The sequence below is a fragment of the Actinomadura sp. 7K534 genome (genome assembly GCF_004348575.1).
GTDB lineage: Bacteria > Actinomycetota > Actinomycetes > Streptosporangiales > Streptosporangiaceae > Spirillospora > Spirillospora livida.
This window is the reverse complement of sequence record NZ_SMKB01000023.1, coordinates 20,476-36,178: the sequence shown is the minus strand read 5'-3', so window position 1 is coordinate 36,178 and position 15,703 is coordinate 20,476. Positions and strand designations below refer to the sequence as shown.

The following is a 15,703-nucleotide window of genomic DNA, read 5'->3' as shown; positions in this document are numbered from 1 at the left end:
CTGCGGCCGGAAAGAGGTCGGGTCCCATGGCTGACGGACGAGTTCGGGCGTCGCGGGACGAGCGGACGGCGTTTCGCGTCGCGCGGCGGGAGGGCAAGCGCCGGGCGACGGCACCCGCCTCGGCCCTCGGTCTCGCCGCCGGTGTCATCGGGTTAGAGGTCTTCGTCCTGATCATCTGGCTGCGGGAGTATTCCGCCGAGGGCGCCTTCCCGCTCTGGGGGCTGGTGGCCATTCCCGCCGCGGCGGTGATCGTCGCCTGGATCACCCGCACGACCATCCGCGACATGCCCGCTCTCGTCGGCATCCGGCGGGCCTGGCGGCGGGCGGAGCGCGGAGAGGCGGCGCGCGTCGTGCGAGGCGTGGCGCTGGGGCAGTGGCGGTCGGTGGGCGACGTCCCGGTGCGGACGGTCGTCGCTCCCGTGGACGGGCGGCCGCATTTCGTCCGGCTGGCGTTCGCGCGCGCCGAGGACGCCGCGAGGCTGCCCGCGGGCCCGGTCGAGGTCGACCTGTTCGACGCCTCCGCGGTGCGCGGTCCGGCGCGGCTGCGACCGGCCCGCGGCGGCGTGGTCTGGGCGTTCGCGGTGCGGAAAGGCGATGCCCCGGTGACCGAGGCCGCGCCGTGGACGGCCCCGGACGAGCAGCCGGACGGCTGGCCGCACGAGGAGGGCGCCGCCGACCGCGATCCGGGCTGGCCCGGCGACTCCGACGGCGGCGGTGACGGGGACGGCGACGGCGGGGAGTAGCCGGCCATCGCGCCGGTGGCGGCACCGCGCCGGTGGCGGCATCGCGCGAAGTCCGCTCCGCCGCCCGGACCGTCGTACGCTGTTCGGCGATGGCTACACGAGGCGTGGAGGGCGCGTATCAGGGTGCCCTCCGGGCGTTCCAGAACCCGATGCTCGACCTGCTCCACCGGACCTACGCGCCGTTCGTGGTGACGGTGCTGGCGATGATGTTCACGCCGGAGCGGCCGGCGGTGGCGGTGGCGGACGCGCACGCGGAGCTCGCCGACGCCCTCGACCAGTTGCGGGCCGCGGGCTACGGCCACGAGGGCGACCAGCCGCTGCCGGCGGGCAACGCCCGTGACCTGTGCCGGCAGTGGGTGCAGGCGGGCTGGCTGGTGCGGCAGGTCTCCGACGACGTCGAGGTGTACCGGCTGTCCGCGCACGGCGTCGGCGCGCTGGAGGTGGCGGGCCGGGTCGGCGGGGCGCGGACGCGGGTGTCGGAGTCCCGGGTCCGGACGCTGCTGGAGGCGGTCGAGCGGCTCGCGCAGGACGCCGACCCGGACGTGATGGCCCGGATGGCGCGCCTCCAGACGGAGATCGACCAGCGCCGCCGCGAGCTCGCGCGGCTCGAACGGGGCGGCGAGGTCGAGACCGTCGGCGACGACCAGCTGCTGGAGGCGGCGGAGAACGTGCTGCATCTGGCGCGGGAGCTGCCCGCCGACTTCGCCCGCGTCGCCGAGTCGATCAAGGCCATGCAGCGGGACGTCGTCGCCGACCTGCGGCAGGACGTCCGGCCGACCGGGGAGGTGCTGCGCGAGTACCTGGAGCGCGGCCGGCAGATCATGGACGCGACACCGGAGGGCCGCGCGTTCGCCGGGGCGCTGCGCCTGATCGGCGACCCGGCGCGGATCGACGACCTGTGGGGGCTGCTGCGGACCGTGCTGCGGCACCGGTTCACCGAGCAGATGCCGGAGCAGCAGCGCCGGGAGCTCGCCGAGATCGCGCGCCGGATCGAGCAGGGCGTCAAGGAGGTGCTGGCCGCGCAGCGGCAGGCGTCGCACGTCATCACGACCCAGGTGCGCAACCACGACCCGATGCGGGACCGGCAGGTGGACGAACTGCTGCGGGACGTGATGTCCGGCTTCCACAGCTGGGTGCCCGGGTCGCGCCGCGGCGCGGCCGTGGACCCGCTGCGCCGCCTGCCCGTGGCCGACGTCGGGCATCTGCGGCAGACCACGAGCGACCCGCGTCCGCCCCAGCCGCCCACACCCCTGCAGGAGTGGGACGAGGCAGAGGACGTGCCGTCCGCCGACACCCGCGCCTGGGGCGGCCCCCAGTACGCCGAACTGCGCACGCACCTGGCGGAGTTCGCGGGCGACGAAGGCGAGGTCGACGTTGCGGAAGCGTTCCGCGCGGCGGCGGAGCGGATACGGCGGCCGGTGGATCTGCTCGGCCTGCTGGAGATCGCGCACGACCTCGGCATGACCGACACGGTCGAGGTCGCGGTGGTCGACGCGGTCCGGCCGGACGGGACCGGGCGGCGGCTCGCGTTCGGCGGCGTGCTGGCGGCGAACCCTGCGGCGGGAGACGACGATGAGTGAGCCGGACGCCCCCGACGACGAACGGACGGCCGACGCGGCGGCCGGCTTCATCGAGCCGGTCCCGATGGAGGACGACCCGTCCGAGCTGTTCGCCGGAGACACCGGCACGCTGGACGTGGACGTCCGGCGCGTCCTGGTACGGCTCCTCCAGCGCAGGTTCCTGCTGGCCGAGAAGCACCCGGCGCAGTGGCGCACGCTGCTGGAGAACCAGCAGATCATCGAGTCGCGGCTGCACGACCTGTTCGTCCGGCTCGTGGTCGACCACGACCGGGGCATCGCCTACAAGCAGCAGGTGCGCTCGGCGGAGCTGGAGGTCCCGATCCTGCTGCGCGACGACCCCTACAACCGGGCCGAGACCCTGGTACTGGTCCACCTGCGGACCGTCTTCCAGCGGGAACGCGGCGCGGGCGAGACGTCCGCGCGGGTCGACATCGAGGAGCTGGAGCAGACCGTCCTGACCTATTTCGACCCGGACGACCACAACCTCGCCCGCGGCCAGCGCGAGATCCAGAACGCGGTGCAGCGGCTGGTCACCGAGGGGCTCCTCACCGAGGAGTCCGCGGGGCGGTACCGCATCACGCCGCTGGTCGAGGTCGTGCTGAGCATCGAGAGGCTGACCGAGCTGAACGACTGGCTGCGGGAGCGGAACGGGGCCGCGTCATGAGCATGATCGACACCTTGTTCGGGCTGATCCCGGCGGCGTCGCGCGGGCAGCAGTGGGTGGCGCGGGACCTGCAGCTCGTCAACTGGGGCGGGTACGACGGGTACCACCGCGTCCGGTTCGCCCCCGGCGCGACCCTGTTCAGCGGCGGCTCCGGGTCGGGCAAGTCGACGCTGATGGACTCCTACATCGCGCTGCTGATGCCGCACACCACGCCGTTCAACGGCGCGTCCAACGGCGGGGTGGTCGGCCGGCCCCGGGGCAAGGACCAGCGCAACATCCTCTCCTACGCGCGCGGGAAGCTCGACGAGTCCCGGGCGGACGGGGAGACGCGGCTGCGGGTGCTGCGCGGGGACGGCCGCGACACCTGGTCGGCGATCGCGATGACCTGGGCCGACCAGAGCGGCGCGATGTTCACCGCGCTGCGGGCCTGGTACGTGCCGTCGTCCGCGCGGACCCTCGACGACGTGGTCCCGGTCCGCGCCACCCGGGACGACGCCTACGACCTGCGCGACCTGGACGGTCCCGCGGGCAGCAGGCTCTCCCGCGCCGCGGTGACCGCGACGGGCCTGACCTGCTTCGACACCGACCGGGACTTCACCGCCCGGCTGCACACCGCGCTCGGCATCGGCGCCGCCGGGGACGGGCACAAGGCGGTCGGCCTGCTCGGCAGGATCCAGGCGGGGCAGCAGATCACCACGGTTGACGCGCTGTACAAGACGATGGTCCTGGAGGAGCCGTCCACGCTGGCCACCGCGGACGAGGTGGTGCAGCAGTTCGACGAGCTGTCCGGCACCCGGGAGCGGATGATCACCGCCCGCCGCCAGGTGCGGGCGCTGACGCCGATCCGCGACCACCGGGACGCGATCGACCGCGCGGCGGACCGGTTGCGGGTGATCGAGGACGTCGGATCGTTCGCCGACCCGGCGTCCCCCGCGGCGCTGTGGCGGCACGAGCGCCGGCTCGACCTGCTGCGCGCGGCCGAGCGGGACCTGACCGGGCGGCGCCGCCGCGCCGAGCAGGAGGTGCAGGAGACGGCCGCGGCGATCACGGCCGCGGAGTCCCGGCGAGAGGCGCTCATCGGCACCCTGCGCGCTTTCGGCGGCGACCGGCTGGACACCGCGCTCCGCGAGATCCGCAACGTGGAACGGCGGCTGACCGAGGTCGAACGCGCCCGGCAACGGCTCGACCGCGTCCTCGGCACGATCGGCGCCACCGTCTCGACCGGCGAGGACTTCGCCGCGCTGGTCGACACGGCCCGCAAAGCCCTGGGCGACTCCCAGGCACGCAAGTCCGCCCAGAACGAGTTCGCCGAGGCGACCGCCGAGCTCAAGGCGGCCGAACGCGAACTGGCCGGCCTGCGCGCCGAGCAGAAGGCGGTCAAGGCCCGCCGCGGCAACATCCCCACCGACCTGCACACCGCCCGCGACCGGCTGGCCGAGGCCGCCGGGCTCACCCCGGACGACCTCCCGTTCGTCGGCGAGCTGATCGAGGTGCGCACGGAGTACGAGACGTGGCGCGAGGCGTTCAACCTGGCGCTCGGCGGGTTCGCCACCCGGATGCTGATCGACGCCGCCCACCTGGACGCGTTCCGCGAGGCGATCAACGCGGTCAAGCTCCCCCGGCGCGTTCACTTCGAGGGCGTCAACACCGGCATGCGCGACGAGATCGGGCTGGACGACAAGCGGCTCCCCGGCCGGCTCGACTACCGCCCGTCCGTGTTCACCGCCTGGCTGAAGAGCGAACTCGTCCGCGGCTTCGACTTCGTCTGCGTCGAGACGCCCAAGCTGCTCGGGCAGTACGGCAAGGCGCTCACGATCACCGGCCAGACGTCGCAGCGCGGCCGGGGCGCGCACGGCGGCCACGGCCGCGCCAACCTCCTCGGGTTCAGCAACAACCGACTGCTCGCCGACCTCGACACCCGAATCGGCCACGCCCGCGACCGCCACGAAGACGCCGTCGCACGCGCGACCCAGGCGGAGCAGGCCCTCAACTCGTTCGAGGAGAGACGCACCGCCTACCGGACCGTCACCGAACTGTCCTGGGACCAGGTGGACGTCGAATCCGTCGTCGCCGAGCGGAAACGCTGGGAAGAGGTCGTCACCGAGGTCCGCGAGGGCAACCCCGAGATCGACCGTATGCAGCGGGAGTCGGACGAGCTCAAGGAGCAGATCAGGCAGCTCACCGAGAAGGTGGGCGGTCAGAAGCAGCAGGTGGAGCGGCTCGTCCGGGACTGGGAGAAGATCGTCGACGAGGTGGACGGCGCCCAGCACGCCCTGGACACCGCCGCGGCGTCCGGCACCGAAGTCAGCGCCGACCACCGCGACTACCTCACCGGCCTGTTCGGCACCGCCCCCGCCGGCGCCGATCCCGCGACCGCGCTGGCCGACTTCGACGCCGCGCACCGCCGCGGCGTCGAGCGGATGAACGACGACCGGAAGTCGGCGGAGGAGGAGATCGGCCGCTCCCGGAAGGCGCTGCAGGACACGTTCTCGATGTTCGTCGAGCGCTGGCCGAACCCGAATCTCGGCACCGACCCGGACGCGTCCTACCGCGACTTCGACCGCCTGCTCACCGACCTGGAGACGAGCGGCCTGCACGAGCTGGAGTCGGAGTGGCGCGACAGCCTGCTCAAGCTCTCCGGCAACGACCTGACCAGCCTGGACAGCGAGCTCGCCGCCGCGGTCCGCGAGATCCGCGACCGGATCGACCCGGTGAACCGCATCCTCGCGGAACTGCCGTTCGCCGACGACCACCACCGGCTGCGCATCGACCCGCAGGAGAGCCACTCCGCCGTGCGCGCCCGGTTCCGCAAGGAGCTCCGCGACATCCGCGCCGTGATCGACAAGGCCGCCACGGACACCGACCGCGAGCGCGCTTACCACCGGATGGCCAAGGTCATCGACCACATCCGCCGCACCGCACCCGACTTCGCCGACCTGGTCGACGTCCGCAACCACGTCCGGATCAGCGCGGAGAAGTGCGACCTCGCCGGCGCGCACGTCGCGGTGTACGACCACATCGGGGAGAAGTCGGGCGGCGAGTCCCAGGAACTCGTCGCGTTCATCGTCGGCGCCGCACTCCGCTACCAACTGGGCGACGCGGGCGCCGAACGTCCCCGCTACGCCCCCGTCTTCCTCGACGAGGCCCTGATCAAGGCGGACGCGCACTTCACCGGCCGCGCCATCGGCGCCTGGCGCGGCCTGGGCTTCCAGCTCATCATCAGCGCCCCCAACGACAAGCACAGCGCGATCGAACCCCACGTGGACGCCGAATACCTGATCCTCAAGAACCCCGAGGGCCGCTCCTGGGCCAAACCCATAGTGGCCGTCCCCGCTCGATGACCGCCCACCTGCTCACGCCGTCCGACGCGATCGAGAAGCTCCACCGCCAGGTCGAGCGGAAATGGCCGGCGGCCGTGTGCGCCGACCTCGGCGTTGGCGACCCCGTCACGTTCTCCGTCCCGCTCCGACCCGGCGTCTCGACCGGCACCGCGGTGGCGCGCCTCGGATACGCCGCCTGGCACGAATGGCACATGCGTTGGCGCGAGTTCGCCGACCGGCACCCGGGCGTGCAGATCGTCCGCAAGCCGGTGTCGGTCCAAGGCGTGAAGGGCGACTACCCCGCCACGCTCGTAGCGGACCTGGACGCCGCCGCAGCCCTCGTCTCCGCCACCGCTCCACCGGCCGTGGACGTCGCCCGCGCCCGTGCGCTCGCGTCGTCCCTCCTGTTCACCGGCGCGATCCTCACCCCGGCCACCCTCCGGGCCACCTGCCAACTCGGGGCCGACGACGCCGAGGTGCTGCTCAGCGCGGTGACCTGGTTGAGTCAGAATCCGGACGCGAGCGCCTGGACGGCCCGTCAGCTCCCGGTCCCCGGCATGCATACCAAGTGGCTCGACACCCATGGCGCACTGCTGCGCGATGTCGCCGGGCGCGACGTCCGCGACGAGGTCCGGCCCCGCCCGGCCGTGCTGCACCTGACCTACGCCGACCCGGAGCACGCCGCGTCGGGCCGCCGCAGGCACGACGCGTGGACCACCGGCGACACGCACGACATCGCCTACCGGCCCCGGATCGTCCTCGTCGTCGAGAACCGCGACTCCCGGCTCTGGTTCCCGCCGGTGCGGGACACGGTCGTGGTCGAGGGCGGTGGCAAGGCGGCCGCGGCGCTCCTCGCGGACGTCCCCTGGATCCGCGCCGCGGACCACATCGTCTACTGGGGGGACATGGACGCGGACGGCTACGCGATCCTCAACGGGTTCCGCGCCGCGCTGGCCGAGCCCGCACCGGACGGCGCGCCTCCGAAGACGGTCACCTCGATCCTGATGGACGTCACCGACCTGCACCGGTACGCCGCGCACGGGGTGAACCACGACAAGGGCGGCCGTCCGATCAAGGCGTCCCCGGCGGTGCTGACGCACCTCACCGAAGGCGAGGCGGCCGCCTACGACACCGTCGCGACCGCGGGCCCCGCCCCGTTCCGCCGGATCGAGCAGGAGGCGATTCCGCTCACCGACGCCGCGACCCGCCTGCTGGACGTTCTGCCGAAGCTTCTCCCGTGACCCGGTGATCCGCTCGTGTGCCGCCGGGGAGGCGGATCGTGGCGAGGAGGCCGCCGGCGGGGCGGGGAGTGAGGTCGAGGGTCCCGTCGTGGGCGCGGACGATGCTGTCCACGATCGCCAGCCCTAGGCCGACGCCGGCGTGCTCGTCGGTGCGTGCGCGCTGCGTTCCGCGCTGGAACGGTTCGGTGATCGTCGCCACCAGGTCCGCGGGGACCGGCCGGCCGGTGTTCTCGACCCGCAGCACGCTCTCGTCCGGCCGCGCTTCGGTGCGGACCGTCACGGTGCCGCCGGCGGGGAGGTTGTGGACGATGGCGTTCTGCACGAGGTTGGTCACCATCCGCAGGAGGAGCTCCGCGGAGCCGAGGACCTCCGCCGCCTCCCCGGTGACGTCGAGCGTGATCTGCCGCTGCTCGGCATGGGGGAGCAGCGTCTCGGCGGCCTCCTCGGCGATGAGGGACAGGTCGACCGCCTCGCGGGTGAAGCTCTTGCGGCCGGCGCGACTGAGCAGCAGGAGGGCCTCGGTGAGGTCGATCGCCCGCGTGTTGATCGTGTGGAGGCGCTCGACGAGCTCACCCTGGTCCCGTGCCGGGTCGCCGCGGGCGGCGTCGAGGAGGGTCTTCGAGATGGCCAGCGGAGTGCGCAGCTCGTGGGAGGCGTTCGCGGCGAACCTCTCCTGCTCGGCGACGTGGGCCTCGAGCCGGTCGAGCATGGCGTCGAACACGTCGGCGAGCTCGCGGAACTCGTCCTCGCGACCAGGGAGCCGGACCCGGTGGGACAGTGATCCGCTCGCGGCCGTCCGGGCCGCTTCCGCGATCCGGGTGAGCGGCGCGAGCATCCGGCCGGCGAGGATCCAACCGCCCAGCAGGCCGAACACCAGCAGGAAGGCCAGTGCCGCGGCCGCGGCGGGCGCGAAGCCGCGCAGGAGGTCGGAGCGGTTCGGCCCGGTGATGACCACGGCGCCGAACCGCTGCTGGATGCGGCCGGGTTCCACCTCGGGTACCCAGCGCAGGACGAACACCCAGACCACGGCCAGCAGGAGAGTGCCTGCCAGCAGGAGGAACCCGGCGTAGCTGAGGGTGAGCTTCAGCCGGGCGCTGAGCCCCGGGCGCCTATCCACCGGTGCCGCCGGGAGGGACGGGGCCCGTGTCGATGCGGTAGCCGACGCCGGGCACCGTCGCGATCAGCCACGGCTCGCCCAATCGCTTGCGCAGTGCGGAGACGGTGATGCGCACGGCGTTGGTGAAGGGGTCGGCGTTCGCGTCCCAGGCCCGCTCCAGCAGCTCTTCGGCGCTGACGACACCGCCCTCGGCGGCGACGAGGACCTCCAGCACGGCGAACTGCTTGCGGGTGAGCGCGACATAGCGCCCGTCCCGGAACACCTCCCGGCGGAACGGGTCGAGCCGCAGGCCCGCGATCTCGCTGACCGGCGGCCGGGCGTGCGCGCGCCGCCGGGCCAGGGCCCGCAGCCGCATGACGAGTTCGCGGAGCTCGAACGGCTTGGTGAGGTAGTCGTCGGCGCCCAGCCGGAACCCCGATGCCTTGTCGTCGATCCGGTCGGCGGCGGTGAGCATCAGGATCGGCATGCCGCTGCCGGACGCGACGATGTGCTCCGCGATCTCGTCACCGGAGGGACCGGGGACGTCGCGGTCGAGGACGGCGATGTCGTAGGCGTTGACGCTCAGCAGCTCCAGCGCCGTGTCGCCGTCACCCGCGAGGTCGGCCGCGATCGCCTCCAGGCGGAGACCGTCGCGGACGGCCTCCGCCAGCAGAGGTTCGTCCTCGACGATCAGCACCCTCATGCTCTCGATGTTAAGAGCCGGGGCGTATCGCCGGCGTATCGAAAACCGCATACGCAGCGGCGACACCGTTCTGCCTTGACTGAGCGGTATGAATCCGTCCCCATCGCCGACGCGGCCGAGGACCCGCCGGATTCGCCGGGTCCTCGCCGTCGCGCTGCTGCTCGCCCTGGCCGCCATCGCCGCGGCTCTCGGCTACCGATCGTCGGACGCGTCCTCGCCCCCGCCCGAACCTTTGTGGTCCTCGTCGCCGGCATCGCCCTCGCCGTCCTCGTCCGCAGTACCTTCGAAGGCACCGTCCTCGAAGGCACCGCCCAAGCGACGGGCCGCGATCGGTGAGGCCGACGGTGTCGTCCCCTACGGCGTGACGGTCTTCGACGACGAGGTTCCGGCCGTGACCAACCTCGATCCGCACCTCCTCGCCGCGCTCCGCCGGGCCGCGACCGACGCCGCCGGCGACGGGATCGAGTTCTACGTCAACAGCGGCTGGCGCTCCGCCGCGTACCAGGAGCGGCTGTTCCGCCGGGCGGTCTCCGAGTACGGGTCCGAAGCCGCCGCCGCCCGCTGGGTGGCCACCGCGGACACGTCCCTCCACGTGGCGGGAGAGGCCGCCGACATCGGGCACTCCGATGCCACGTCGTGGCTGTCCGATCATGGTGCCCGGTACGGGCTGTGCCAGATCTACGGGAACGAGCCCTGGCACTACGAGCTGCGCACCGACGCGGTCCATCGCGGCTGCCCGCGCATGTACGCCGACCCCGCCCATGACCCGAGGCTGCGCCGGTGACCGGCGGCGAACCGTGGAGGCGCGGGCCGGTCTTCGCGGCCACGGCCCTGCTGCTGGGCCTGCTCATCTCGCTGCACGCGAAGATCCCGAACCGGATCGGGAACCTCGGCAGCCTGGTGGAGACCGTCCTGCCATGGTTCGGCCTGTTCGTCCCGGTGCTGCTGGCCGGCGCGCTGTGGCGCCGCTCCGCCTCCGCGGCGGCCGCGCTGCTCCTGCCGGCCGTGGCCTGGCTGAACCTCTTCGGCGGGCTGCTCATCGACAGGTCCGCCCCGGGCGGGGACCTCACCGTGGCCAGTCACAACGTCGGCGCCGGCAACACCGAGCCCGTCCGCACCGCCCGCGAGCTGGTCGCCTCCGGGGCGGACGTGCTGGCCCTGCAAGAGCTGACCCAGCAGGCCAGGGGCACGTACGAGAAGGAGCTGGCCGAGGCGTACCCGCACCACACGGTGCAGGGCACGGTCGGGCTGTGGAGCAAGCTCCCGCTGTCGGACACCCGGCCGGTCGACATCCAGATGGACTACGGGCCGCTGGCGGCCACCAAGCCGACCGAGATCAAGATGGGCTACAACCGGGCGCTGCGCACCACGGTGACCACGGACCACGGCCCGCTGGCGGTGTACGTGGCCCACCTCGGGTCCGTGCGCGTGAACCCCAGGGCGGGCTTCTGGACGACCCACCGGGACAGGGGCGCGAAGGCCCTCGGCGAGGCCGTCGCCGCCGAGCGGAACGAGCGGGTGGTGCTGCTCGGCGACCTGAACGGCAGCGTGGACGACCGCGCGTTCGGCGGCATCACCTCGCGGCTGCGCTCGGCCCATGACGCGGCCGGGGACGGCTTCGGCTTCACCTGGCCGGCGACGTTCCCGCTCGTGCGGATCGACCACATCCTGGTGCGCGGCGTGGACCCGAAGAGCGCGCGGGTGCTGCCGCCCACCGGCAGCGACCACCGGCCGGTGGCGGCCGCGATCAGCTGGTCCGGGTGAAAGCCGTGGAAGGCGGGTTGAGCGTGGGGGAGCGCAGCCGTTTCAATGCGGGTGAAAGCGCTTTCTAGATTCGGTTCGAGGTGAGTGCCGTGCTGATCCGCTCCTTGGTGCCGCGCCGTTGGCGCGCTCGCGTCGTCATGCTCGCGGTGGCCGTTCCGATGGCTTCGGGAGCGGTGGTGGGGGTCTCGGTGCCGCCCGCGGCCGCCGCGTGCGGGGACCGTCCGTCCTACAACGCCGAGGCGGTGCAGAACGGCGGGACGTGGACCGCGCGCAACGGCGGCCGGACCGTGTACAGCGGCGGCGACATGCGGGCGGCCGTGCAGGCCGCGATCGACAGCCTCTCCTCGGGACGCACCTCCAAAGAGTGGGTGGTCGTACGCGGCAACGGCTCGATGAGCGCCGGCTCGCGGATCTCGATGCGGAGCTACACCGGGATCGACGTGTGCGGCACCGTCAACGTCACCGGTTCGGGCTCCGGTGACCAGGCGCCGATCTACGCGCGCGGGGCACGCGACATCGAGGTGCGCTACCTGTACCTCACCGGAAGCCCCCTGTACGGGATCTTCATGCGGAACGTCGAGAACGTCGTCCTCGGTGACATCCAGATGCGCCTGTCCAGCGGGCTGGGCGTACGCATCGACAACCACGGCGACCGCAGCGTCCGGTCCCGGAACATCGCCATCGACCAGGTGTACGTCTCGGGGAGCAGCACCCACGGCGTGGAGACCTACGGCGTCGACGGCCTCACGATCAACCGGGTGACGGCGCGGAACACCGGCGGCTCCGGCCTGCTGCTGAACGACACCGTCAACGCCTCCGTGACCCGGGTCGACGCGGACGGCGCCGGTACCGGCACCGGCTACGCCGCGCTGCGGTTCGCCAACCGCAACGGCCGGGTGGGGGACGGCTATCCGACCAACATCCGCGTGGGCAGCGTCAAGGCCCGCGGCGGCGGCCGCGGCGTCTTCTGCGTCTCCGAGAGCGGCGGCGCCGTGATCGACCAGGTCGACCTCGCCTACACCGGCAACAACGCCGTCCTGCTGGAGAACTGCTACAACACGACGATCTCGTCGGGCACGATCGACGGCGGCGGCGAGGTCCGGATCGCCGCGCGCTCCGAGTTCCCGCCGTCCCGTGACATCACCCTGCAGAACCTGCATGTGGCGAACACCAACATCAGGTGGAGTCCCTGCACTGGAAGCAACATCGTCCTCCGCAACGTGACCCGCACGAACTCGAACCTCTACTGGTGCTGACCAGAGCCAGGACAGAAGCCTTCCGGCCAGCACCAGCAGATGGCACGGGCACCGCGGCGGTGGCCGAGACGCTCAGTCGCCGAACCAGCGGGAGAGGTGGGCGTCCAGGTCCCGCTGGTCGTCGCCGATCCAGGCGACGTGGCCGTCCGGGCGCAGCAGGACGCACGGGACGTCGAGTGCCGCCGCGGGGTCCGCGATGTAGTCGACGCGGTCCGCCCAGCCGCCGGCGGTCAGGCGTCCGGTGCGGTCCAGCAGCAGACCGCGGCCGCGATGCAGCAGACCGTAGAGGCCGCCCTGTCCCGTCTCGATGCCGGGGAGGCGGCGGCCGAGCAGGTCGGGGCCCTCCCCGAAGTCGTAGCGGATGCCGATCGCGGTGATCTTCTCGGTCAGATGGCGGTTCACCTCGTTGAAGTCCATCAGCTCGGTGAGGAGCCTGCGGACGGCCTGCGGGCCCGGCTCGGGGGACGTCAGTTCCGTCTGCGCGCGGGTGTTGTCCAGCACGTCCGCGGCGACGGGATGACGTTCGGCCTGGTAGGTGTCCAGCAGTGTCTCCGGTGCCCAGCCGCGGACCTGCGCGGCGAGCTTCCAGCCCAGGTTGAACGCGTCCTGAACGCCGAGGTTGACGCCCTGACCGCCGATCGGCGGATGAATGTGCGCCGCATCGCCGGCCAGCAGCACCCGCCCGACCCGGTAGCGCTCGGCCAGCCGGGTGGCGTCCCCGAAACGGGACAGCCAGCGCGGGGAGTGGACGCCGAAGTCGGTTCCGGCGATGGCGCGCAGTTGCCGCTGGAAATCCTCCAGGGTGGGCGGTTCCGCCCGATCGCTGACTTCCGCGGCGGGAACGACGACGCTGTACACCCCCTCCCCGAAGGGCCTGAGCCAGAACCGGCTGCCGGTCCCGCCGACCTCGGCCGTCCTGGCGGCGATCTCCTCCGGCGGAACACCCACTTCCATCTCGCCCATCAGCGTCTCGTTCCGCGAGGGCTCGCCGGGGAAGCCGACGCCGAGCAGTTTGCGCACGGTACTGCGGGCACCGTCGCAGCCGACGAGATAGCGCGAACGCAGCCGTTCCCCGTCGGCCAGCTCGACGGTCACGCCTTCGTCGTCCTGCTCGAACCCGGCCACCGCGCAACCGTGCCTGACCCGCGCCCCCCGCTCGATCGCGTGTTCTTCGAGCAGCCGGACCAGCACCCGCTGCGGGATGCCCAGCAGATAGGCGTGCGCGGAGTCCAGGCCCGCCGGCGCGGGCTTGGTGATGGCGGCGAAGAATCCGGCGGCCGGACGCCGCCTTCCATGAGGGAGGATCCGCTCCAGCAGTCCGCGCATGTCCATCAGTTCGAGACTGCGGATGTGCAGCCCGAGGATGCGGACGAACGGCACCGGCTCGGTTTCCTTCTCCAGGACGAGTACCCGCACGTCGTGCAGCCGCAGTTCGGCCGCCAGCATCGCGCCGGTGGGCCCGCACCCGGCGATGATGACGTCGTGCTCGGCCGTAGTGTTCGCCGACGGGTCGGCGGTGAAATGCGATGAGCGCATCGGTGTTGCCTTTCAGGAGTGCCTGATCGCGAGGCGCTCCCGGCGACACCTACCTCAATCGCCGACCGTGACGGGAAGGGGGAGCACCCACTTCGCTGCAACGTTCATGGGTCTCACCTCCTCAAGCGGTGTCACGTCGACCGGAACTTATAAGCCCGCGCTTCCCGCGTCCAACCCTTTTCCCGCGAGGCCGACCGAAACCACGGCACCGCCGCCGGGCCCTCGGCGGGCCCGGCGGCGGTCGGTGGTGATCCTCAGCTGGAGAACGTGAACCAGTTGAGGTTGACGAAGTCGGCCGGCTGGCCGCTGCTGAACGTGATGTAGACGGTGCGGGTGCCGGTCACGCCCGAGATGTTGGCGGGTATCGTCCGCCAGCTCTGCCAGCCGCCCGTGTTGCCGACCGCGAAGCTGCCGAGCACCGGGCCCGTCGGGCTGTCCAGCCGGACCTGCACCAGACCGCTCACCCCCGCTGGCGCGCCCGAGGCGACCCTCGCCTTGAACTGCGTCGCCGCTGTGCCGCCGAAGGCGACGTCGTCGTAGCGCAGCCAGTCGCCGTTGCCGATGTAGCCGACGTTCTGGCCGCCGCCGGAGTCGGTCGTGGTCTCGAGCTGCGTGCCCGACTGGGCCTGCCGGCTCTCGGCCTGGATGATCGAGCGCGCGTCGACGGGGTCCCCCGGCTCGGGGTCGGTGCCGCCGCCGCTCTGCCAGACCGCGACGTAGTCGACGAGCATGGGGCGTCCCGACACGGTGTCGGCGGTGGGCGTGCCGTGCCCGGCGACGCCGTTGGGGAACGCGCCGCCCATGGCCACGTTGAGCAGCAGGAAGTAGCCGGCGTGCTGGGTCATGTTCGCCCACGTGGTGGCGTCGAGCTGGCTCTGGCTGACGCTGTGGTACTGCTGGCCGTCCACGTACCAGCGCAGCTGGTTGGGGCTGGCGCTGCGGTCCCACTCGAAGCGGAAGGTGTGCATCGCCGACTGGCAGGTCGACCCCGGGCAGGTGCGGCTGGCGCCGATCCCGGTGGACTCGTTGCACGCCCCGCCGGGGTTGGTGCCGCAGTGCAGGACGCCCCAGACCGAGTTGATCCCGTTGACGTTCTCCATGATGTCGAACTCGCCGATCGCCGGCCAGTTCTGGTAGTTCCCCCGGTACGGGGAGCCGAGGGCCCAGAACGCCGGCCAGTAGCCGAGGGCCTGGCTGCCGGTGACGTTGGGCATCTGGAGGCGTCCCTCGATGCGCAGGACGCGGCCGTCGGCGGGCTTGAAATCGGTGCGCTGGGTCTCGATGCGCGCCGACGTCCACTCGCCCGAAGAGGACTTGACCGGGGTGATCCGCAGGTTGCCGCCGCCGTCCAGGCCGATGTTGGCGGGGTCGGCGGTGTAGCGCTGGATCTCGCCGGTGCCCCAGTTCGCGGGGCCGCCCGGATAGCCGTGGCCGGTGTCGATGATCCAGTTCGCGGACGAGGGGAGCGCGCCGGCCGGGCCGTCGAAGTCGTCGCTCCAGACCAGGCTCCAGCCGTCCGGGGGCGGTGGGACGGATGCGCCGGCCGGCGGGGCCAGTGCGGCGGTCGCGACCGCCGCGGGGAGCGCGGCGGCGGCCACGGCGAGAGCGCACCTGCGCCAGAGGCGTGGACGTCTCGATGGGGTCATGGCGGGGGCCTCCAGAGTTGGGGTGGAGCAGGCGCGGGGGTGCCTGCCCTCTGGTGGGGCCAATGTCGTCCGTCCGCGCGGAGCCGTCAAGGGCTAGAGAGCGCTCTCTTTCATGTTCTGGAATGCACAACATCTCTGACCAGGTGTGATGTCC

Annotated in this window: 12 protein-coding genes; 8 read left to right on the top strand and 4 right to left on the bottom strand. The window is 72.4% G+C overall.

Annotated features, from left to right (window positions below; all coding sequences use genetic code 11):
• Window positions 1-26: 26 nt before the first annotated feature.
• From E1266_RS07620 to E1266_RS07600, 5 genes are all read left to right on the top strand, one after another.
• The gene (locus tag E1266_RS07620; protein ID WP_132045201.1) at window positions 27-743 is read left to right on the top strand and encodes a hypothetical protein; all 717 of its coding nucleotides are present in this window, start codon (window positions 27-29) and stop codon (window positions 741-743) included.
• Window positions 744-832: 89 nt separating this feature from the next.
• Window positions 833-2,323 (top strand): DUF3375 domain-containing protein, encoded by a 1,491-nt coding sequence (locus E1266_RS07615; protein ID WP_132045199.1) that lies wholly within the window; start codon window positions 833-835, stop codon window positions 2,321-2,323.
• Window positions 2,316-2,987 carry a DUF4194 domain-containing protein gene (locus tag E1266_RS07610; protein WP_132045197.1) on the top strand — a complete coding sequence of 224 codons (672 nt, stop codon included), beginning with the start codon at window positions 2,316-2,318 and terminating at the stop codon, window positions 2,985-2,987. The genes E1266_RS07615 and E1266_RS07610 overlap by 8 nt, the downstream gene beginning before the upstream one ends.
• Before the next feature lie 2 nt (window positions 2,988-2,989).
• Entirely contained in the window at window positions 2,990-6,328 is a 3,339-nt protein-coding gene (locus E1266_RS07605; RefSeq protein ID WP_207945482.1) for an SbcC/MukB-like Walker B domain-containing protein, read from the top strand.
• Window positions 6,325-7,548 (top strand): Wadjet anti-phage system protein JetD domain-containing protein, encoded by a 1,224-nt coding sequence (locus E1266_RS07600; RefSeq protein ID WP_132045193.1) that lies wholly within the window; start codon window positions 6,325-6,327, stop codon window positions 7,546-7,548. The genes E1266_RS07605 and E1266_RS07600 overlap by 4 nt, the downstream gene beginning before the upstream one ends.
• Here E1266_RS07600 and E1266_RS07595 read toward each other — a convergent pair.
• Entirely contained in the window at window positions 7,496-8,665 is a 1,170-nt protein-coding gene (locus tag E1266_RS07595) for a HAMP domain-containing sensor histidine kinase (protein ID WP_132045191.1), read from the bottom strand. The two genes, E1266_RS07600 and E1266_RS07595, sit on opposite strands and share 53 nt — an antisense overlap.
• Window positions 8,658-9,347 (bottom strand): response regulator transcription factor, encoded by a 690-nt coding sequence (locus E1266_RS07590; RefSeq protein WP_132045189.1) that lies wholly within the window; start codon window positions 9,345-9,347, stop codon window positions 8,658-8,660. The genes E1266_RS07595 and E1266_RS07590 overlap by 8 nt, the downstream gene beginning before the upstream one ends.
• Before the next feature lie 88 nt (window positions 9,348-9,435).
• Here E1266_RS07590 and E1266_RS07585 point away from each other — a divergent pair, with 88 nt between their 5' ends.
• The 3 genes from E1266_RS07585 (at window position 9,436) to E1266_RS07575 (ending at window position 12,367) form a co-directional block, all read left to right on the top strand.
• Window positions 9,436-10,131, top strand: coding sequence for a M15 family metallopeptidase (locus E1266_RS07585; protein WP_132045187.1), 696 nt, complete (start codon window positions 9,436-9,438; stop codon window positions 10,129-10,131).
• Complete coding sequence (locus E1266_RS07580) at window positions 10,128-11,111, top strand: endonuclease/exonuclease/phosphatase family protein (RefSeq protein ID WP_132045185.1); 984 nt, start codon at window positions 10,128-10,130, stop codon at window positions 11,109-11,111. The genes E1266_RS07585 and E1266_RS07580 overlap by 4 nt, the downstream gene beginning before the upstream one ends.
• 158 nt (window positions 11,112-11,269) lie before the next feature.
• Complete coding sequence (locus tag E1266_RS07575; protein WP_243718275.1) at window positions 11,270-12,367, top strand: hypothetical protein; 1,098 nt, start codon at window positions 11,270-11,272, stop codon at window positions 12,365-12,367.
• A 72-nt stretch (window positions 12,368-12,439) separates the two neighbouring features.
• Here the strand turns inward: E1266_RS07575 and rox are convergent, their stop codons facing one another.
• Both rox and E1266_RS07565 read right to left on the bottom strand, forming a co-directional pair.
• Window positions 12,440-13,903, bottom strand: coding sequence for a rifampin monooxygenase (gene rox, locus E1266_RS07570; RefSeq protein WP_132045183.1), 1,464 nt, complete (start codon window positions 13,901-13,903; stop codon window positions 12,440-12,442).
• Between the two features lie 254 nt (window positions 13,904-14,157).
• Window positions 14,158-15,549 carry a glycoside hydrolase family 16 protein gene (locus E1266_RS07565; protein WP_132045181.1) on the bottom strand — a complete coding sequence of 464 codons (1,392 nt, stop codon included), beginning with the start codon at window positions 15,547-15,549 and terminating at the stop codon, window positions 14,158-14,160.
• Window positions 15,550-15,703 lie beyond the last annotated feature (154 nt).